The organism is Puia sp. P3, from assembly GCF_050632245.1.
Taxonomy (GTDB): Bacteria; Bacteroidota; Bacteroidia; order Chitinophagales; family Chitinophagaceae; genus Puia.
In genome coordinates this window covers 2,413,174-2,428,432 of sequence record NZ_CP192583.1, presented here as the reverse complement: position 1 = coordinate 2,428,432, position 15,259 = coordinate 2,413,174, and the positions used below count along the sequence as shown (strand labels likewise).

Genomic DNA, 15,259 nt, shown 5'->3' with positions numbered 1-15,259 from the left:
CTATCCGACCGCCTTCGCCAGAGAATTTATTTTCTTTCGAAAACAACCACCACCACCGGATCATGAGCAATGCAACAATAACGACACAGGAAACGACAACCCAATTACTCCAGCTTAATTAGTGGATTATCCATTTCGGAATCACTCACGCTGCTGGCACAGCGCTTTCCTGGTCAGGTCACTTTCTCGACCAGCTGGAGTATCGAGGACCAGGTGATCGCCCATCATATCCTCGACGCGAATCTGCCGATATCGATCTTTACGCTGGACACGGGCCGTCTCTTCGCGGAGACCTATTCCGTCTGGAGCGCCACCAACAGTAAATACGATACGCGCGTAAAAGCCTATTATCCCGACCGCAGTCTGCTGGAAAAATTTCTCGACGAGAAGGGCCCCAATGCCTTTTATGAGTCGGTCGCCAACCGCAAGGAGTGCTGCTTTATCCGCAAGGTAGAGCCGCTGCGCCGGGCGCTGCAGGGACAGGCCGTCTGGGTGACGGGGCTGAGGGCCGAGCACTCTCCCGAACGGAAGGACCACGCGGTCATCGAATGGGACGAAGGCAACAAGGTCGTAAAATACAATCCGCTGCTGCACTGGGATACGGATGCGGTTCGCGAATACATCGACAAGAATGACGTGCCCTACAATCCGCTACACGACCGGGGTTTTGTCAGTATCGGCTGCGCTCCCTGTACGCGGGCGATCCGTGCCGGTGAAGATTTCCGCGCAGGAAGGTGGTGGTGGGAAGACAACAGTAAAAAAGAATGTGGACTACACGCGAATTGAATGTCCGGCAGGGTAACCCTGCCGGGGAAATGTCCGGCGGTTAAATCCGCTTCGAAATTTGGAACTATGAGCAAAGCAACTAATTATCGGTTAGACTATCTGGACCAGCTGGAATCGGAAGCCATCCACATTCTGCGGGAAGTGGCGGGTCAGTTCGAACGTCCGGCGCTGCTGTTCAGCGGAGGGAAAGATTCCATTACACTGGTGCACCTGGCGCTGAAGGCCTTTCGCCCTGGTAAATTCCCTTTTCCCCTCGTGCATATCGACACGGGTCACAATTTCCCAGAGGCGCTGGAATTCCGTGATGCGCTGGCCGCCAGCATCGGCGAGAAGCTGATCGTGAGAAAGGTGGAAGACACCATCCGTCAGCGGCAAGCTGACCGAGCCCGTCGGCAAATTCGCGAGCCGCAATGCCCTGCAGACGTTCACCCTGCTGGATACCATCGAAGAATTCCATTTCGACGCCTGCATCGGCGGCGCCCGTCGCGACGAGGAAAAGGCGCGCGCCAAGGAAAGGATCTTCTCTGTCCGGGACGAGTTCGGCGGCTGGGATCCGAAGCGGCAGCGGCCCGAACTGTGGAATATCTACAATGGTCGGATCCGCAAAGGAGAGAACGTGAGAGCGTTTCCGATCAGCAACTGGACCGAGCTGGATATCTGGAACTATATCCGCCGGGAGAAGATCGAGCTGCCTTCCATCTATTTCGCGCACGAACGGGAGGTTATCGACTTCCGGGGCCAGCGGGTGGCTGTATCGCCGTTCATCCGGCTGGACGAGACGGACCAGGTGCAGAAGGTGCGGGTTCGCTACCGGACGGTCGGGGATATGACCTGTACGGCGGCTGTGGAATCGTCAGCGTCGGTCATCGACGATATCATTCGGGAGATCACGGCGACGAGGACTTCGGAGCGCGGCGAGACGCGTATCGACGACAGGGTGTCGGAAGCCGCGATGGAGGACAGGAAAAAGAATGGATACTTCTAAGGACCCGTGGTCCGCTAAAATAAAATTGACAATGGACTTACTTCGCTTTATAACTGCAGGCAGCGTGGACGACGGGAAGAGCACCCTGATCGGGAGGCTTTTGTATGACAGCAAGAGTATTCTCGCCGACCAGCTGGCCGCGCTCGAGAAACAGAGTAAAAACAAGGAGGACGGGGAGATCGACCTGGCGCTGCTGACCGACGGTCTGAGGGCCGAGCGCGAACAGGGCATCACTATCGACGTCGCCTATAAATATTTCTCTACCCCGCAGCGCAAGTTCATCATTGCCGACGCGCCCGGACATATTCAGTATACGCGGAACATGGTGACCGGCGCCTCGAACGCCAACCTCATCGTCATCCTGGTCGACGCGCGCAACGGCGTGGTAGAACAGACCCGCAGGCATTCGATCATTGCCTCTCTGCTGAATATCCCGCACGTAGTGGTCGCCATCAACAAGATGGACCTGGTGGACTATTCGCAGGACCGGTATAACAATATCGTGATCGACTATGCAGAAGTCGCCCGAACGCTGGGACTGAAGGACGTGACCTATCTGCCGATCAGCGCGCTGAAGGGTGATAATATCGTCGAACGTTCGAACAGCATTTCGTGGTACGACGGTCCCGCGCTGCTCGAGTTGCTGGAGACGATAGAAATCGATCACGATATCGACCTCACGCGCGGAAGGCTGAGCGTGCAGTACGTCATACGGCCGCAATCTAATGATGTTGATCTGCACGACTATCGCGGCTACGCCGGGAAGATAGCGAGCGGCATCTACCGGAAGGGCGAAAAGGTCACCATACTTCCTTCGGGGCTCACCAGCCGGATCAGAAGCATCGAGGTAGGCGGCAAAGAAGTCGATGAGGCGTTTGCGCCGCAGAGCGTGATCCTGCAACTGGAAGACGATATTGATATCAGCCGGGGGATCTGCTGGTCAGCGGCGAACAGCTGCCGAAGGTCGATCAGGAATTCGACGTTCTTCTTTGCTGGATGGACGCCAAGACCCTGGCGCCGGGTAATAAATACCTGGTCCAGATCGGCAGCCGGACCGTACGCGGGATGGTGAAGGATATCGAATACAAGCTGAACGTAAACACACTGGAGAAAGAACCTGCACCCGCACAGGCAGGCCTGAATGATATTGTAAAGGCCACCATCCGGACGGCGTCTCCCCTACCCTTCGACCGGTACGCGGACCTGCCGGTTGGCGGCGGAGCCATTCTGATCGACGAAACGAGTTATGTAACAGTAGGCGCCTGCATGGTGCAGTAGTTCAATTAGTCAAATGCACAGTGTCAAACATATCGGAAAAGTATTCCTCGTGGGGGCGGGACCGGGAGATCCGGAGCTGCTGACCCTGAAGGCGCTGCGTCATCTGCAGCAGGCCGACGTTGTCATCACGGACAGGCTGGTGAGCCCGGTGATCCTTTCGGAATACGTGCGGCCGGAGACCCTGATCATCCCCGTCGGCAAACAGTGCAGCAGCGATGCCAGCACTCCGCAGTCAACCATCAACAGTCTGCTGGTGGAGCATGCCCTGCTGGGGCGCCGGGTGGTGAGGCTGAAAGGCGGCGACGTATCGATCTTCTCCAATGTGCTGGACGAACTGCAGACGCTGGTGAGCAATGGCATCCCGTATGAACTGGTACCTGGCGTAACCGCCGCACTGGGGGCAGCGGCCTACGCCGGCATCCCCTGACGGCAAGAAAATATTCGACGGCTGTGCGATTTCTGACGGCCTGGCGTAGTGAGGGGATCGACGCCGCCTACTGGGAGGACTGGCGCATACAGAAGACACGCTGGTCTTCTATATGTCATCCCAGCCGCTGGACGATCTGGTCGGCCGTCTGATCGGGTACGGAATCGCCGAAGACCGCTGGGTGGCGGTGATCGAACAGGCTACCACGCCGCAGCAGCGCGTGACCGCGCTGCCGGTACGGGAATATATAGCTGCCGCCGGAGGAACGCAGTATGCATCGCCGTCCCTGATCATCATCGGGAAAGCTGGCGGCGCTTCATCAGGCCTTCGGCTGGAAGAGTGACGCCGCGGACGAACAACTTTACTTTCCACCGGTAGTGGAACAACAAATAAAAAAGAAACTAGTATGTTAGCAACGCCGAAATTGACGCAGATACAGGAATTGATCGCCGGTTCTTCCCGGGAAGAGCTGGTATGGCTGAGCGGCTATCTCGCCGGCGTTGTCGCGTCGCAGGGACAGTCGGCGCCGATACAGGCGGTTCAGACGGCCGTTGCGACGGCGGTAGAGGCTCCCGCGGCGCCTGCCATCAATAAGATCACCATCGCCTACGGCACCGAGACGGGCAACTCCAAGAAACTCGCCGGCGATTTTGCGGCAAAGGCCAAGAAGAAAGGCATCAACGCCAAGCTCGTCGGTCTTGAACAATATCGTCTGGGCGATCTTGCGAAAGAAGAATATTTCTTCGCGGTGATCAGCACTCAGGGCGACGGTGAGCCGCCCGCCGCTGCGAAGAAGTTCTATGACCATATTCACCAGGGCAGCCTAAAACTCGAGCGCCTGAAATACGGGGTGCTCGCGCTCGGAGACACGTCCTACCCTCTGTTCTGCAAGGCCGGTGAAGACGTGGACCACCAGCTGCACAAGGCTGGCGGCCAGCGACTGTTAACGCTGGAAAAATGCGATACCGACTATGAGTTGCAGGCCGGAAAATGGTTCGAGACCGTGCTGCAGCAGCTGAGCGCGCCCGCGGCGGCGCCGTCGGCAGCCCCGGCCCCCGCTGTAGCGGCAAGGCCCACGGGTAAAAAGACCTATACGGGAACGGTACTTGCCAATATCAACCTCAACGACCGGGGTTCCGCCAAAAAACCCACCATCTCGAGATAGCCGCGGAAGCGGTCGACTATCAGCCTGGCGACGCGCTCGGGCTGGTTCCCGAGAATCCCGCGATAATAGTAGACGCGATCCTGGCGCTTACCGGAGTGGACCCCAACCGCAAGCTGACGTTCCGCCAGGAGGAATCGACCATCGGCCATCTGCTGAGGAAGAAACTCAATATCGTCTATCTCCCCGAAAGAGTGGTAAAGAAATACGCGGCCATCGTGCAGCAGGATATTCCGGAGACGAAGATCGGGCTGCTCGACCTGCTGAAGATCTATCCGGTGAAGGATGCGGCGCAGTTCCAGGAGGTCGTTTCGGTCCTCGAACCTACGGCGCCGAGGCTGTACAGCATCGCGTCTTCTCCGGAGGCTCACAGCGGCGAGATCCACCTGACCGTGACCAGAGACAGTTTCAGCGTCAACGGCGAGACCAAACACGGCCTCTGCTCGGACCTGCTGTCACAGCTGTCTCCCGACCAGCCGGTCGATTTCTATATTCATAAGAACCTGCAGTTCAGGCTGCCTTCGGAAGAGAAGGATGTGATCATGATCGGGCCGGGAACGGGCATTGCTCCCTTCCGCAGCTTCCTGGCGCATCGCGACAGTCAGGGCGCATCGGGCCGGAACTGGCTTTTCTTCGGAGACCAGCATTTCACTACCGACTTCCTCTACCAGACGGATCTGCAGAACTGGATGGATACCGGCGTCCTGACCCGTCTGAACACGGCCTTTTCGAGGGATCAGAAAGAAAAGGTATACGTACAGCACAGGATGGAGCGCGAGGCCGCCGAGCTGTACCGCTGGCTGGAAGACGGCGCCTATGTCTATGTCTGCGGAGCGAAGGAACCCATGAGCGTAGACGTGGAACGGACGCTGCTGAATATCATTCAGCAGGAAGGGCAAAAATCACAAACACAGGCGCAGGCTTGGCTCGACGAGCTGAAAGAAGCCGGGCGTTATGTCAAAGACGTATACTAATTGCTATGAGCGACAACAAGAATTTATCGTCAACGGAAAGGATCAAGCAAAAGAGCGACGGGCTCCGGGGCACTCTCGTGGAGGGCCTGAAGAACGAAGTCACGGGCGCCATCGCGGATGACGACACCGCCCTGGTGAAATTCCACGGCATGTATATGCAGGACGACCGCGACCGGCGGGAAGAGCGCGCCGAGAAGAAGCTCGAGCGGCTGTACTCCTTTATGGTGAGGCTGCGTGTGCCGGGAGGCTTTCTGACACCCGAACAAGTGGATCGCCATTCACCACGTCGCCGGGGAGAACAGCACGGGCACCATCAAGGTCACGACCCGGCAGACCATTCAGCTGCACGGCATCCTGAGAAGCAGGATCAAGCCTACGCTGAAAGCCTTCAGTCAGGTTCATCTGGATTCCATTGCGGCCTGCGGCGACGTCAACCGCAACGTCACGGCTGCGGCACACCCCATGGAATCGGAGCTGCACGAACAGGTACACGCCTATGCAACCCGGATCAGCGAATTGTTATTACCGAAGACCAGGGCTTTTTATGAGATATGGCTGGACGAAGAGAAACTGACCGATAAAAAGGACGAGGAAGACCCGCTGTACCAGGACCGGTACCTGCCCCGGAAATTCAAGATCGGTCTGGTCATTCCGCCCAATAACGATATCGACGTACTGACCAATGACCTGGCCCTGATCGCCATCATCGAAGACGGAAAGCTGAAAGGCTTCAACCTCGCGATCGGCGGCGGCCTCGGCGCCACGCACGGAAATGCCGAGACCTATCCGCGGCTGGCAAGCGTACTCTGCTATGTACCCGCGGATGATGAAAAACTATTCAAGGCCATTTATGAGGTCGTCACCATCCAGCGCGACTATGGCAACCGCAGCGACCGTAAACTGGCGCGGCTGAAATATACCGTCGACAAATACGGGCTGGACTGGTACCGGGCCGAACTGGAGAAAAGGGTGGGCTTTCCGCTGGAAGACCCGCGTCCCTTCACATTCACCGACCGGACCGACCACTACGGATGGAAGCAGAATCACAAGGGACTCTGGTACTATACGCCTTATGTGGAATGCGGCCGGGTCGTCGATGACGAGACAGTCGCTATGAAGACGGCGCTGCTGGAAGCTGGCGCAGACGGGAAAGGCAAACATCAGATTTACCGGCACGCAGAATCTGATCCTGTCCGATATCAAAACAAAAGACAAGGCGGCGATCCAAAAGATACTCGAGAAATACCGGATCATCGAACACACCGAGGCGGCGTCGGCCGTCCGGAAGAACGCGATCGCATGCGTCGCGTTGCCGACCTGCGGACTGGCGCTGGCGGAAGCGCAGCGCTACCTCCCTACCCTGCTGGGCAAGGTCGAAGGGCTGCTGGACAAATATGAGCTCGGCGAAGAGCAGATCATTATCCGGATGACCGGCTGCCCCAACGGATGCGGGCGCCCGTATGCTGCGGAGATCGGTTTCGTAGGCACGGCCCCGGGCCACTACAATATGCATCTTTGCGGAGACCATGAGGGGACGAGGCTGAACAGGATCTACAAGGAGAACCTCGGACGAGACGGCGATACTGAAAGAGCTGGACCTGCTGTTCTGGCTGTATAAAAAAGAGCGGATCACCGGCGAACGGTTCGGCGACTTCGCGCTGCGTCAAAAATGGTATAAACAATAAATATTTTTGAATCTGCCTTCGGCTTTTTGTCCGGAGGCATTTTTTTTATACCTTTACTCTACTAAATTAATAGACTAATAGCTTATGAAGCATTTCTCGGGAATACTGACCATTTTAGCCCTCTTCACGGGGAGCAGCCTTTTCGCGCAGGATCCCTATATCATTTCGGGCAAGGTGTACGACTCGGTGGGCAACCAGCCCCTGAGTGCGGCGACCGTGCGTGTCAAGGGCACCGCGATCGGAACGACGGCCGCGGAGGACGGCAGTTTTCACCTCAGGACTTCGCAGAAGCTGCCGCTGACCCTGGTGGTGACATCCATAGGGTTCAAGAGCCAGGAATTTCTCGTTAGCGGGGACGGCACGACGGGTATTTCCATCGCGCTGAATACGAGAAGCGTGCTGGTGGATCAGGTGGTGGTGACGGCGAGCCGCGTCCCGGAAAGTATCCTGCGCAGTCCCGTGACGATCGAGAAACTGGATCTTCGGGCCATAAAAGAGAGCCCCGCTCCCACTTTCTACGACGCGCTGGAAAATGTGAAGGGCGTGCAGATGACGACCCTCAGCCTGGGTTATAAGGTGCCGAATACGAGGGGCTTCAGCGGGACGACCAATTCCCGGTTCCTCCAAATGGTAGACGGCGTAGACAATATTTCCCCAGGCATCGGGGCTCCTGTCGCCAATGCGGTCGGGCCGACCGAGCTGGACATCGAGAGCGTCGAGCTGATACCGGGTGCTGCATCCGCCATCTATGGACTGAATGCCATCAACGGCATCGCGAACCTTAAAACAAAGTCTCCCTTCCAGTACGAAGGGTTCAGCGTATACCAGAAGATCGGCGTCAACCACGTAAACGACAAGGATCACAACGCCGCGCTCTATAGCGAGTCGGCGATCCGCTGGGCAAAGATCCTCAGCCCCAAATGGGCGTTCAAGATCAACGTGGCGCATTCGGAGGGCACGGACTGGATCGCCAACAACCAGCGAGACCAGTATTTCGACGTGGGCACACAAGACCAACGCCTCGGTTGCCGCCGTCAATCCTGCTGCGGACCTCATCAACCGCTATGGCGACGAGTACAACAGCGATCTCAGGACGCTCACGCTGGCTGGCAAAAATACGACGTCTCGCGCACCGGTTATCTTGAAAAGGACCTGACGGATTATGCAGTTAAGAATACCAAGGCCGACGCCGCCCTGCATTTCCGGCCCAATGCCGGCACCGAGATCTCCTATACCTACCGGATAGGCGTGGTTACGAACAACTACCAGCGCGGCAACCGGGTGCGGCTCGACGGCGAGCGGATCCAGCAGCACGCGCTCGATATCAGGGCCGGAGACCTTTACCCTCAAGGGCTATTATACCAGCGAGAACACCGGCAATAATTCCTTCAACTACCGGCCGCTGGGAGAGAATATCGATATGGCCTTCAAGAAATCGCCGCAGTGGTGGAATGATTTTACCACCGGATTTAACAACGCCTACAATTCCAGCGCAACGCCTACCTCGCAGAACGTCCAGGCTTCGCTGGCGGCGGCGCGCGCGCTTTGCCGACAACGGCCGTTTCCTGCCGGGCACGCAGGCATTCGACAGCGTGCGCAACAAGATCATCCATACCAACAACTGGGATACGGTGGGCGCACAGATGAAGCTGCAGTCGGCGTTCGTGCACCTCGAGGGCCAGTACGATTTCTCCCGCCTGATCCCCTTTGTCCGGTGCTCGCGGGCGCGAACTACCGCAACTATATCGTTACGCCGGACGGCAACAACTACGTCAATCCGAAAGCTTATGCGGATTCCAAGCAGGCCGACAGCAAGTTCGACTACTATACCTACGGCGCGTTCATACAGCTGACGAAGAAGTTATTCGAGGAAAAGCTCAGGCTGACGGCGAGTCTGAGGGCCGACAAGACGGAGTATTTCAGCACGAAATTCAACCCGAGGGTTGCGGCGGTCTACTCTCCGACGGCGCAGCATAATTTCAGGGCTTCGTTCCAGAACGGCTACCGATTCCCCACCCTTTTCGAAGGTTTCGCCTATGTCAACAACGGCGGCGTCCGCCGGCTGGGCGGTCTGCCGGTGATCGCGGCGCATACACAGGCTTTCGAGAATTCCTATATCAACTCTTCGGTGACTGCTTTTAAGAATGCGGTCAACGCCGACCTCAACAGCGGCAGCGGGATCACCCAGGGGCGGCGATACAGAAGGAGGCCTGGATCCTGGTGCAGAGTACCTACGACTATATTCAACCCGAGCATATCAATTCCTTCGAGGCGGGTTATAAGGGCGTTCTGCTGAACAACAAGCTGTTCGTCGACGTCGACTACTATTTCAGCGTGTACGACCACTTCATCGGCCAGCTGGATATCACGCAGCCGAAGAACGGGACCATCGGCGGCGGAGTGAACGTCAATACGGCCACGGAGATCTATACCGGATCGGTCACGAAGTGACAAGATGTGGACCAATTCCAAGAGCAAGGTGACCAACAACGGCGTCGAGCTCGGAGTAAGCTATAATTTCTACAAGAAGTTTACGATCACGGGCAATGCGAGCTATGCGGCTATTGTGAGCTCGGAGTCTACCGATGCCTTCACTCCCCGCGTTCAATACGCCCAACTGGATCACCAATCTTAGCATCGGCAACCGGGAGATCCTGAAGAATACCGGTTTTAATGTCGGCTGGCACTGGCAGAATGCCTTCTACTGGAACAGTCCGCTGGCTGCGGGGAACGTGCCTGCATACAGCACTGTCGACGCTCAGGTGAACTTATCGGATACCTGAATTGTTTAGTACACTAAAATTGGGGGCTACTAATCTGCTGAATAAAAAATATTACCAGTATCTTGGGGGGCCGTCGATCGGAGGGTTCTATTACCTGACGATCGTCTTCGACACTAATACGCATAAGAAGTGATGGATATAAAAGCTGAGGCCGAAACCGAAAATCATTTGTTCCCGCTGTTTGTAAAACTGGAGCGGCTGAGGCTTCTTCTGGTCGGCGGCGGCAATGTGGGGTTGGAGAAGCTGCAGGCGGTGCTGCAGAATTCGCCTGCGACAAAGGTCACCGTGGTGGCGCCGCTGATATCCGAGGCGATCCGGGAACTCGCCGTGAAGCATACGGGGATCAGGCTATTGGAAAGGCCTTATCATCCGAACGACCTCGAATATGCCGACATCGTCATCGTGGCGGTCAACGACCGTAGCGTCAGCGAGACCGTGGCGAAGCAGACGCGGGCAGCGGGACTGCTGGTCAATGTTGCGGATACACCCGACCTCTGCGATTTCTATCTGAGCTCGATCGTCCGCAAGGGGCATCTCAAGATCGCTATCTCCACCAACGGCAAGTCGCCGACCATCGCCAAGCGGCTGAAGGAAGAGATCGGCAGCCTGATCCCCGACGAAATGGACAACGTGCTGGAGAATATGCAAACTATCCGGCAGAGTCTCAACGGAGACTTTTCGGAGAAGGTGCGCAAGCTGAACGACCTGACGGAGGTGCTGGTGGCCAAGCAGGCCCCCCGCCCGTTGAGCTGCTGGCCAAACCCAGACAGGCCAAATGGCAGAAGATCGTGAAGTGGTGTCTTTTCGCGTTCATGTTCATGATACTGGGGCATGGCCTGCTGTCGATGGTGCCAGTGACGGGGATCGTCGACTACGTGCGCGGCCTGCCCATCGACAGCACCGGATTTCTGGTCATGACGCTCGCCGGCTTTCTCGCCCAGATGGTAGACGGATCGCTGGGACTGGGTTACGGCACCATTTCCACCACCTTTTTGCTGGCCTATGGGGTGCCCCCCGCTATCGTCAGCAGCCGCGTGCATTCTGCGCGGGTGTTCTCGAGCGGGGTATCGGGGTACAGCCACCACAGATTTGGAAACATCAACAGGAAGCTGTTCCGGACCATCGTGGTGCCGGGGATCCTCGGGGGCCATTCTCGGGGCCGCGGCTGCCTATTTCGGTAAGGAGTATTCGCAGTGGGTACGCATCCCGCTGTCGGTATATACGGTCTATCTCGGCTATTATATTCTCCGGAAGGCCTTTGCCAAACGCAACCCCAAAGACAAGGTCCGGAGGGCCGGATGGCTCGCTTCCGCCGGCGGTTTCCTTGACGCCTTTGCGGGTGGCGGATGGGGCACGCTGGTCACCAGCACCCTGATCGCCAAGCGGCGGAATCCGCGTTATGTGATCGGTTCGGTATGTCTCGCGGAATTCTTTGTCGTGCTGTCGAGCTCCATCACCTTTTTATACTGCTGAAAAGCATTCCTTTGCTGGACGTGGCCGGTATGATACTCGGCGGGATCGTCGCGGCGCCTATTGCTGCCAGGCTGGTAGGCAAACTGCCGGTGAAGACCATGTTCGTAGCGGTGGGGACACTGGTGATGGTGACCAGCGCACTGGACGCTGTGGAAAGCGCTGGCCGCGGCGGGGGTAATACATCATTAGAGGCGGCTACGCCGCTGGAACCGGCACCGTGGGCCTACACCACCAGGAGGCTGCACCCGCGGATATCGCTGTTGTCGACGCGTCCGGAGACCTGAAAGGACCCGTCCGGGAATACAAGGCCCAGGTCATCTGTTGCGATAAAAGAGCAGGACCAGATGTTGGCCAGGTCGATGATATTGACGATCCCTTCTCCTTTCCCGCTGACGTCGAGCGGGTCGTCTTCTTTCCGGACCAGCACCTTCATCCAGGGGGCAGCGGAATAGACCATTTCCGGAGGAATAGGCCTGGGACAGCAGTTCGGTCATGCCGTATTCGGCGTGGATGGCCGATACTCCGAGCCGGCTCGTCAGCGTCGCGTGCAGTTCCGCCCTGGTTATTTCCTTTCGCCGGCCCTTCATGCCGCCGGTCTCCATGATCACCGTGTGTTTTAGCCGCATGGCATATTTTTCCGCGAAGTCCAGCAGGGCAAAGGTCACCCCGATCAGCAGGGTCTTCTGCCCCTTTTGTTCGAGACGCTGCAGCACCGCGTAAAGGGCCTCGTGGTCGTAGAGATAGGTGCCGCTGTCCGGGTGGCCGCTGGCTTTGATCAGCTCGTCTACCATTACGACCAGTGAGGAGTTGCTCCTTTCCAGGTAGGCGGGCAGAAGGCCGATGATACACCATTCGTGGACGGGTCCGTATGCCCGCTGGAAGGCGGCGGTGAAGCTCATTTTATAAAGATCCAGGTCCTTTACTTCGTGGCGGCTGGTGACCATTCCGGTGGTACCGCTGCTTTCGAAGGTAGCTGCGGGTGTCCAGGAGCCCGTCCGGACAGACTGTGTTTTGAAGAAGGCAACCGGAAGGAAGGGAATATCGTATACCTTATTGACGGCAGAGGGGTCGATGCCCAGCGTTTGGACATACTGGCGATAAAGAGGGTTTTCAGCATACTGAAAGGCGAATATTTCCAGGGCGCGGGGTGCAGCATCGGATTCGGAGAGGGAGAACAGCCCTTCTGTTAATTTCAGTGGGAATTTTGGAACAAATTTACCCCCTTTTAAATAAAAACAACTACGTTTGTAGGCATCAAATCAGCATCATGAAGTCTGGTTCATTCCTGATACCCGCGATAATTATTCTACTGGCAGCCGGCAGCTGTAGCAAGGGCGGCTCCGGGGGTAAACCGCAGTTCACCCTCACGTCCATCGACAAGACGACCATCGGGGCCAATGATTCACTCGTAGCGCATTTCAAGTTCACCAACGGCACCAGCGTGCAGAACGGTTATTTCGTCTCGATACTCGACAGGCTTAACCAGGCGCCGGCTTCGGATCCCGTGGTCGACACGCTTGTCAACCCCATTCCGGACCTGGAAGGCGCAAACAAGGGCGAGTTCAGGTATTCGTTGCCCCATAGTTCTCTTTTCCAGTCAACGAGTCTCGGGCAGAATGACACCGTTCTCATGAAATTCTTTGTTCTATCTTCCGGCGGTGTTCACAGTGATACGATCACTTCAGAGAAGCTGATCATCCTGAAATAATGAGTGGCGGATGTTTAGAAAAATAGTTGATTTCTTTGTATTCAGCAGTCTGTATATTGCCTTATGTGCCGTCGTAATGGTCTGGCAGACGAGCAAACTCTTGCTCGGCACCGGGCCCTCCGGCAGACTTATCGGATTCGTTTTTTTCTCCACTATCTGCAGCTATAATTTCCACTGGTGGCTGACCCCCAAATCGGCCAGTCCCTCGCGGCGGGTACACTGGTCGAACCGCCATAAGATATTGCATTTTATTTTGTATCTGGTAGGTCTGGTGGGCGCCGGAGTCTATTTCCTCTACCTGCTGCACTTTCTCCCCGCCCTGCTGTTCGGCGTCCTGCTCACCTTTCTGTATTCGGCTCCCAAGCTGCCGCAGCGTTTTTTTTCACAGCTGCAGAAAATAGCGGTAGGCAAGACCCTGTTCCTCAGTTTTGTCTGGGTCTACGTCACGTCCGTTCTTCCGGTGATCGTGGCGGACGCGTCCTGGAAGATGTCCTTCGTCCTGTTCGCGGCCGGCCGATTTTTTCTGATCTATGCGATCTGTATCCTATTCGACTACCGGGACCGCGAGGACGACAGGTCACAGGGGATCAAAAGCCTGATCACGATGCTGGACGAAAGAGGGATCGACCTGCTGTTCACGGTATCGATCGCGTTGTTCTTCGTGGTGAGCATCAGCCTTTCCTTCTTCCACTACAATGCCTTTTATATTTTCCTGCTGCTGATACCGGGTATCGTCACGGCGGCCCTCTACAGGGAGGCTAAGCGCAATTTTTCGGACGACCTCTATTACATCGTATTAGACGGGTTAATGATGTTTTCGGGGGTGCTGATGCTGATTTTCAGGATTTAAGTACATTTGCTGCCTAATCGAGATTATCAACATGGCAAAAAGTGCGAAAAGCGGGGGCACGGCGCCCTCTATTCTTACCACGAGATCCCTTGAATTTTTTAAGAACTATATCAACAATCCTTCGCCGGTCGGCTTTGAGAGCAGCGGCCAGCGACTTTGGCTGGACTACCTTAAACCTTATGTAGACACCTATTTTACCGATCCATACGGAACGGCTGTCGGCGTCGTCAACCCGGATGCGCCTTTTAAGGTCGTCATCGAAGCGCACGCCGATGAGATCAGCTGGTTTGTCAACTATATCACGCCGGAAGGGTTATTGTACCTGAAGAGGAACGGCGGGGTCGACCACCAGATCGCTCCCGGGATGCGCGTATTTATCCACGGGAAAAAAGGAAAGGTGCCTGCGGTATTTGGCTGGCCCGCCATCCACACCCGTCTTGGCGCCGACTCCAAGGAGAATCAGCCGAAGGTAGACAATCTGTTTCTCGACACCGGAGCCCGGTCGAAAAAGGAGCTCGAAGACCTTGGCGTACATATCGGCGCTGTAGTCACCTACCAGGACGGTTATGCCGAGCTGGCCTATGACTATCTGATCGGCCGCGCCTTCGACAACCGGGTCGGCGGCTTTATGATCGCCGAGGTGGCGCGCCTGCTGAAGGAAAACAAAAAGAAACTGCCCTTTGGGTTGTACTTCGTAAATGCCGTACAGGAAGAGGTAGGTCTGCGGGGCGCCGAGATGATTGCCCGGCGGATCAAGCCCAATATCGCGATCATCACCGACGTTACGCACGATACGACGACCCCCATGATCAACAAGACCATCGAAGGGGACGTCGCCTGCGGCAGGGGACCCTCACTGGCGTTTGGTCCGGCGGTACACAACAAGCTGCTGGCTATCGTACAGGAGACGGCGGAGAAACACGAGCTTCCGGTACAGATGAGGGCCGTATCGCGCAGTACGGGCACCGATACCGATTCATTTGCGTACGCCAACGACGGCTGCCCGTCCGTACTGATCTCCATCCCCCTGCGGTATATGCATACTACGGTGGAGATGCTGCACAAAAAGGATATCGAGCAGACGATCCGGCTGATGTATGAAACGCTACTTACTTTGACTCCCAAAACCAATCTGAGTTACCTATAAA

24 protein-coding genes and 2 pseudogenes are annotated in these 15,259 nt (G+C 56.5%); 25 read left to right on the top strand and 1 reads right to left on the bottom strand.

The features are described 5' to 3' along the window. The first annotated feature begins 117 nt into the window (after window positions 1-117). The 22 genes and pseudogenes from ACQ86N_RS14580 to ACQ86N_RS14475 all read left to right on the top strand — a co-directional run bounded on the left by ACQ86N_RS14580 (window position 118) and on the right by ACQ86N_RS14475 (window position 11,837). Entirely contained in the window at window positions 118-786 is a 669-nt protein-coding gene (locus ACQ86N_RS14580) for a phosphoadenylyl-sulfate reductase (protein ID WP_431217422.1), read from the top strand. Continuing rightward, window positions 787-1,101 (top strand): annotated as a pseudogene (locus ACQ86N_RS14575) (phosphoadenosine phosphosulfate reductase family protein); the annotation flags it as partial. It lies immediately after the preceding gene. A gap of 61 nt (window positions 1,102-1,162) precedes the next feature. Next, window positions 1,163-1,771, top strand: a complete 609-nt coding sequence (cysD, locus tag ACQ86N_RS14570; RefSeq protein WP_431217421.1) for a sulfate adenylyltransferase subunit CysD — start codon at window positions 1,163-1,165, stop codon at window positions 1,769-1,771. Window positions 1,772-1,802: 31 nt separating this feature from the next. Beyond that, entirely contained in the window at window positions 1,803-2,843 is a 1,041-nt protein-coding gene (locus ACQ86N_RS14565) for a sulfate adenylyltransferase subunit 1 (RefSeq protein ID WP_431215768.1), read from the top strand. Continuing rightward, on the top strand, window positions 2,768-3,049 hold the full coding sequence (locus ACQ86N_RS14560; RefSeq protein WP_431215767.1) for an elongation factor 1-alpha C-terminal domain-related protein: 282 nt from the start codon (window positions 2,768-2,770) through the stop codon (window positions 3,047-3,049). Before ACQ86N_RS14565 ends, ACQ86N_RS14560 begins: the two co-directional genes overlap by 76 nt. A 13-nt stretch (window positions 3,050-3,062) precedes the next feature. Beyond that, complete coding sequence (locus tag ACQ86N_RS14555) at window positions 3,063-3,476, top strand: uroporphyrinogen-III C-methyltransferase (RefSeq protein WP_431215766.1); 414 nt, start codon at window positions 3,063-3,065, stop codon at window positions 3,474-3,476. 23 nt (window positions 3,477-3,499) lie between these two features. Continuing rightward, window positions 3,500-3,628 (top strand): hypothetical protein, encoded by a 129-nt coding sequence (locus ACQ86N_RS14550; protein WP_431215765.1) that lies wholly within the window; start codon window positions 3,500-3,502, stop codon window positions 3,626-3,628. After that, window positions 3,589-3,819, top strand: a complete 231-nt coding sequence (locus ACQ86N_RS14545) for a hypothetical protein (RefSeq protein WP_431215764.1) — start codon at window positions 3,589-3,591, stop codon at window positions 3,817-3,819. The genes ACQ86N_RS14550 and ACQ86N_RS14545 overlap by 40 nt, the downstream gene beginning before the upstream one ends. 63 nt (window positions 3,820-3,882) lie before the next feature. Further along, window positions 3,883-4,641 (top strand): flavodoxin domain-containing protein, encoded by a 759-nt coding sequence (locus tag ACQ86N_RS14540; protein WP_431215763.1) that lies wholly within the window; start codon window positions 3,883-3,885, stop codon window positions 4,639-4,641. 95 nt (window positions 4,642-4,736) lie between these two features. Further along, window positions 4,737-5,612, top strand: a complete 876-nt coding sequence (locus ACQ86N_RS14535; RefSeq protein WP_431215762.1) for a hypothetical protein — start codon at window positions 4,737-4,739, stop codon at window positions 5,610-5,612. A gap of 270 nt (window positions 5,613-5,882) precedes the next feature. Further along, window positions 5,883-5,942 (top strand): annotated as a pseudogene (locus ACQ86N_RS14530) (hypothetical protein); the annotation flags it as partial. 132 nt (window positions 5,943-6,074) lie between these two features. Continuing rightward, window positions 6,075-7,010, top strand: coding sequence for a hypothetical protein (locus tag ACQ86N_RS14525; RefSeq protein WP_431215761.1), 936 nt, complete (start codon window positions 6,075-6,077; stop codon window positions 7,008-7,010). Then, window positions 6,922-7,230, top strand: a complete 309-nt coding sequence (locus ACQ86N_RS14520) for a hypothetical protein (protein ID WP_431215760.1) — start codon at window positions 6,922-6,924, stop codon at window positions 7,228-7,230. Before ACQ86N_RS14525 ends, ACQ86N_RS14520 begins: the two co-directional genes overlap by 89 nt. A gap of 151 nt (window positions 7,231-7,381) precedes the next feature. Further along, window positions 7,382-8,680, top strand: a complete 1,299-nt coding sequence (locus tag ACQ86N_RS14515; RefSeq protein WP_431215759.1) for a carboxypeptidase-like regulatory domain-containing protein — start codon at window positions 7,382-7,384, stop codon at window positions 8,678-8,680. After that, window positions 8,619-9,593, top strand: a complete 975-nt coding sequence (locus tag ACQ86N_RS14510; RefSeq protein ID WP_431217420.1) for a TonB-dependent receptor domain-containing protein — start codon at window positions 8,619-8,621, stop codon at window positions 9,591-9,593. Before ACQ86N_RS14515 ends, ACQ86N_RS14510 begins: the two co-directional genes overlap by 62 nt. After that, entirely contained in the window at window positions 9,518-9,748 is a 231-nt protein-coding gene (locus ACQ86N_RS14505) for a hypothetical protein (RefSeq protein WP_431215758.1), read from the top strand. Before ACQ86N_RS14510 ends, ACQ86N_RS14505 begins: the two co-directional genes overlap by 76 nt. 4 nt (window positions 9,749-9,752) lie before the next feature. Beyond that, the gene (locus ACQ86N_RS14500) at window positions 9,753-9,932 is read left to right on the top strand and encodes a hypothetical protein (RefSeq protein ID WP_431215757.1); all 180 of its coding nucleotides are present in this window, start codon (window positions 9,753-9,755) and stop codon (window positions 9,930-9,932) included. Next, entirely contained in the window at window positions 9,883-10,080 is a 198-nt protein-coding gene (locus ACQ86N_RS14495) for a hypothetical protein (RefSeq protein ID WP_431215756.1), read from the top strand. The genes ACQ86N_RS14500 and ACQ86N_RS14495 overlap by 50 nt, the downstream gene beginning before the upstream one ends. Window positions 10,081-10,248: 168 nt before the next feature. Beyond that, a complete protein-coding gene (locus ACQ86N_RS14490; protein WP_431215755.1) occupies window positions 10,249-10,872 on the top strand; it encodes a precorrin-2 dehydrogenase/sirohydrochlorin ferrochelatase family protein in 624 nt (207 codons plus the stop codon). 20 nt (window positions 10,873-10,892) lie between these two features. Continuing rightward, on the top strand, window positions 10,893-11,261 hold the full coding sequence (locus ACQ86N_RS14485; protein WP_431215754.1) for a sulfite exporter TauE/SafE family protein: 369 nt from the start codon (window positions 10,893-10,895) through the stop codon (window positions 11,259-11,261). Then, the gene (locus tag ACQ86N_RS14480; RefSeq protein ID WP_431215753.1) at window positions 11,170-11,553 is read left to right on the top strand and encodes a TSUP family transporter; all 384 of its coding nucleotides are present in this window, start codon (window positions 11,170-11,172) and stop codon (window positions 11,551-11,553) included. The genes ACQ86N_RS14485 and ACQ86N_RS14480 overlap by 92 nt, the downstream gene beginning before the upstream one ends. An 11-nt stretch (window positions 11,554-11,564) precedes the next feature. Then, entirely contained in the window at window positions 11,565-11,837 is a 273-nt protein-coding gene (locus ACQ86N_RS14475) for a hypothetical protein (RefSeq protein ID WP_431215752.1), read from the top strand. 30 nt (window positions 11,838-11,867) lie between these two features. On the opposite strand, the gene ACQ86N_RS14470 is transcribed toward ACQ86N_RS14475, so the two are convergent. After that, a complete protein-coding gene (locus ACQ86N_RS14470; protein WP_431217419.1) occupies window positions 11,868-12,632 on the bottom strand; it encodes a hypothetical protein in 765 nt (254 codons plus the stop codon). Window positions 12,633-12,820: 188 nt separating this feature from the next. Here ACQ86N_RS14470 and ACQ86N_RS14465 point away from each other — a divergent pair, with 188 nt between their 5' ends. Genes ACQ86N_RS14465 through ACQ86N_RS14455 form a run of 3 tightly spaced genes read left to right on the top strand, consistent with a single transcriptional unit; the run spans window position 12,821 to window position 15,258 of the window. Then, entirely contained in the window at window positions 12,821-13,261 is a 441-nt protein-coding gene (locus ACQ86N_RS14465; RefSeq protein ID WP_431215751.1) for a hypothetical protein, read from the top strand. A gap of 10 nt (window positions 13,262-13,271) precedes the next feature. Beyond that, entirely contained in the window at window positions 13,272-14,111 is an 840-nt protein-coding gene (locus tag ACQ86N_RS14460) for a UbiA family prenyltransferase (protein WP_431215750.1), read from the top strand. A 31-nt stretch (window positions 14,112-14,142) separates the two neighbouring features. Continuing rightward, window positions 14,143-15,258, top strand: coding sequence for a M42 family metallopeptidase (locus tag ACQ86N_RS14455; RefSeq protein ID WP_431215749.1), 1,116 nt, complete (start codon window positions 14,143-14,145; stop codon window positions 15,256-15,258). Window position 15,259 lies beyond the last annotated feature (1 nt).

Excerpts from the sequence above, each read along its gene's own strand:
- ACQ86N_RS14455 (WP_431215749.1), top strand. The coding sequence starts at position 14,143 with ATGGCAAAAAGTGCGAAAAGCGGGGGCACGGCGCCCTCTATTCTTACC.
- ACQ86N_RS14545 (WP_431215764.1), top strand. The coding sequence starts at position 3,589 with ATGTCATCCCAGCCGCTGGACGATCTGGTCGGCCGTCTGATCGGGTAC.
- ACQ86N_RS14565 (WP_431215768.1), top strand. The coding sequence starts at position 1,803 with ATGGACTTACTTCGCTTTATAACTGCAGGCAGCGTGGACGACGGGAAG.
- ACQ86N_RS14525 (WP_431215761.1), top strand. The coding sequence starts at position 6,075 with ATGGAATCGGAGCTGCACGAACAGGTACACGCCTATGCAACCCGGATC.
- ACQ86N_RS14555 (WP_431215766.1), top strand. The coding sequence starts at position 3,063 with ATGCACAGTGTCAAACATATCGGAAAAGTATTCCTCGTGGGGGCGGGA.
- ACQ86N_RS14460 (WP_431215750.1), top strand. The coding sequence starts at position 13,272 with ATGTTTAGAAAAATAGTTGATTTCTTTGTATTCAGCAGTCTGTATATT.
- ACQ86N_RS14560 (WP_431215767.1), top strand. The coding sequence starts at position 2,768 with ATGGACGCCAAGACCCTGGCGCCGGGTAATAAATACCTGGTCCAGATC.
- ACQ86N_RS14500 (WP_431215757.1), top strand. The coding sequence starts at position 9,753 with ATGTGGACCAATTCCAAGAGCAAGGTGACCAACAACGGCGTCGAGCTC.
- ACQ86N_RS14515 (WP_431215759.1), top strand. The coding sequence starts at position 7,382 with ATGAAGCATTTCTCGGGAATACTGACCATTTTAGCCCTCTTCACGGGG.
- ACQ86N_RS14485 (WP_431215754.1), top strand. The coding sequence starts at position 10,893 with ATGTTCATGATACTGGGGCATGGCCTGCTGTCGATGGTGCCAGTGACG.
- ACQ86N_RS14495 (WP_431215756.1), top strand. The coding sequence starts at position 9,883 with ATGCCTTCACTCCCCGCGTTCAATACGCCCAACTGGATCACCAATCTT.
- ACQ86N_RS14465 (WP_431215751.1), top strand. The coding sequence starts at position 12,821 with ATGAAGTCTGGTTCATTCCTGATACCCGCGATAATTATTCTACTGGCA.
- ACQ86N_RS14540 (WP_431215763.1), top strand. The coding sequence starts at position 3,883 with ATGTTAGCAACGCCGAAATTGACGCAGATACAGGAATTGATCGCCGGT.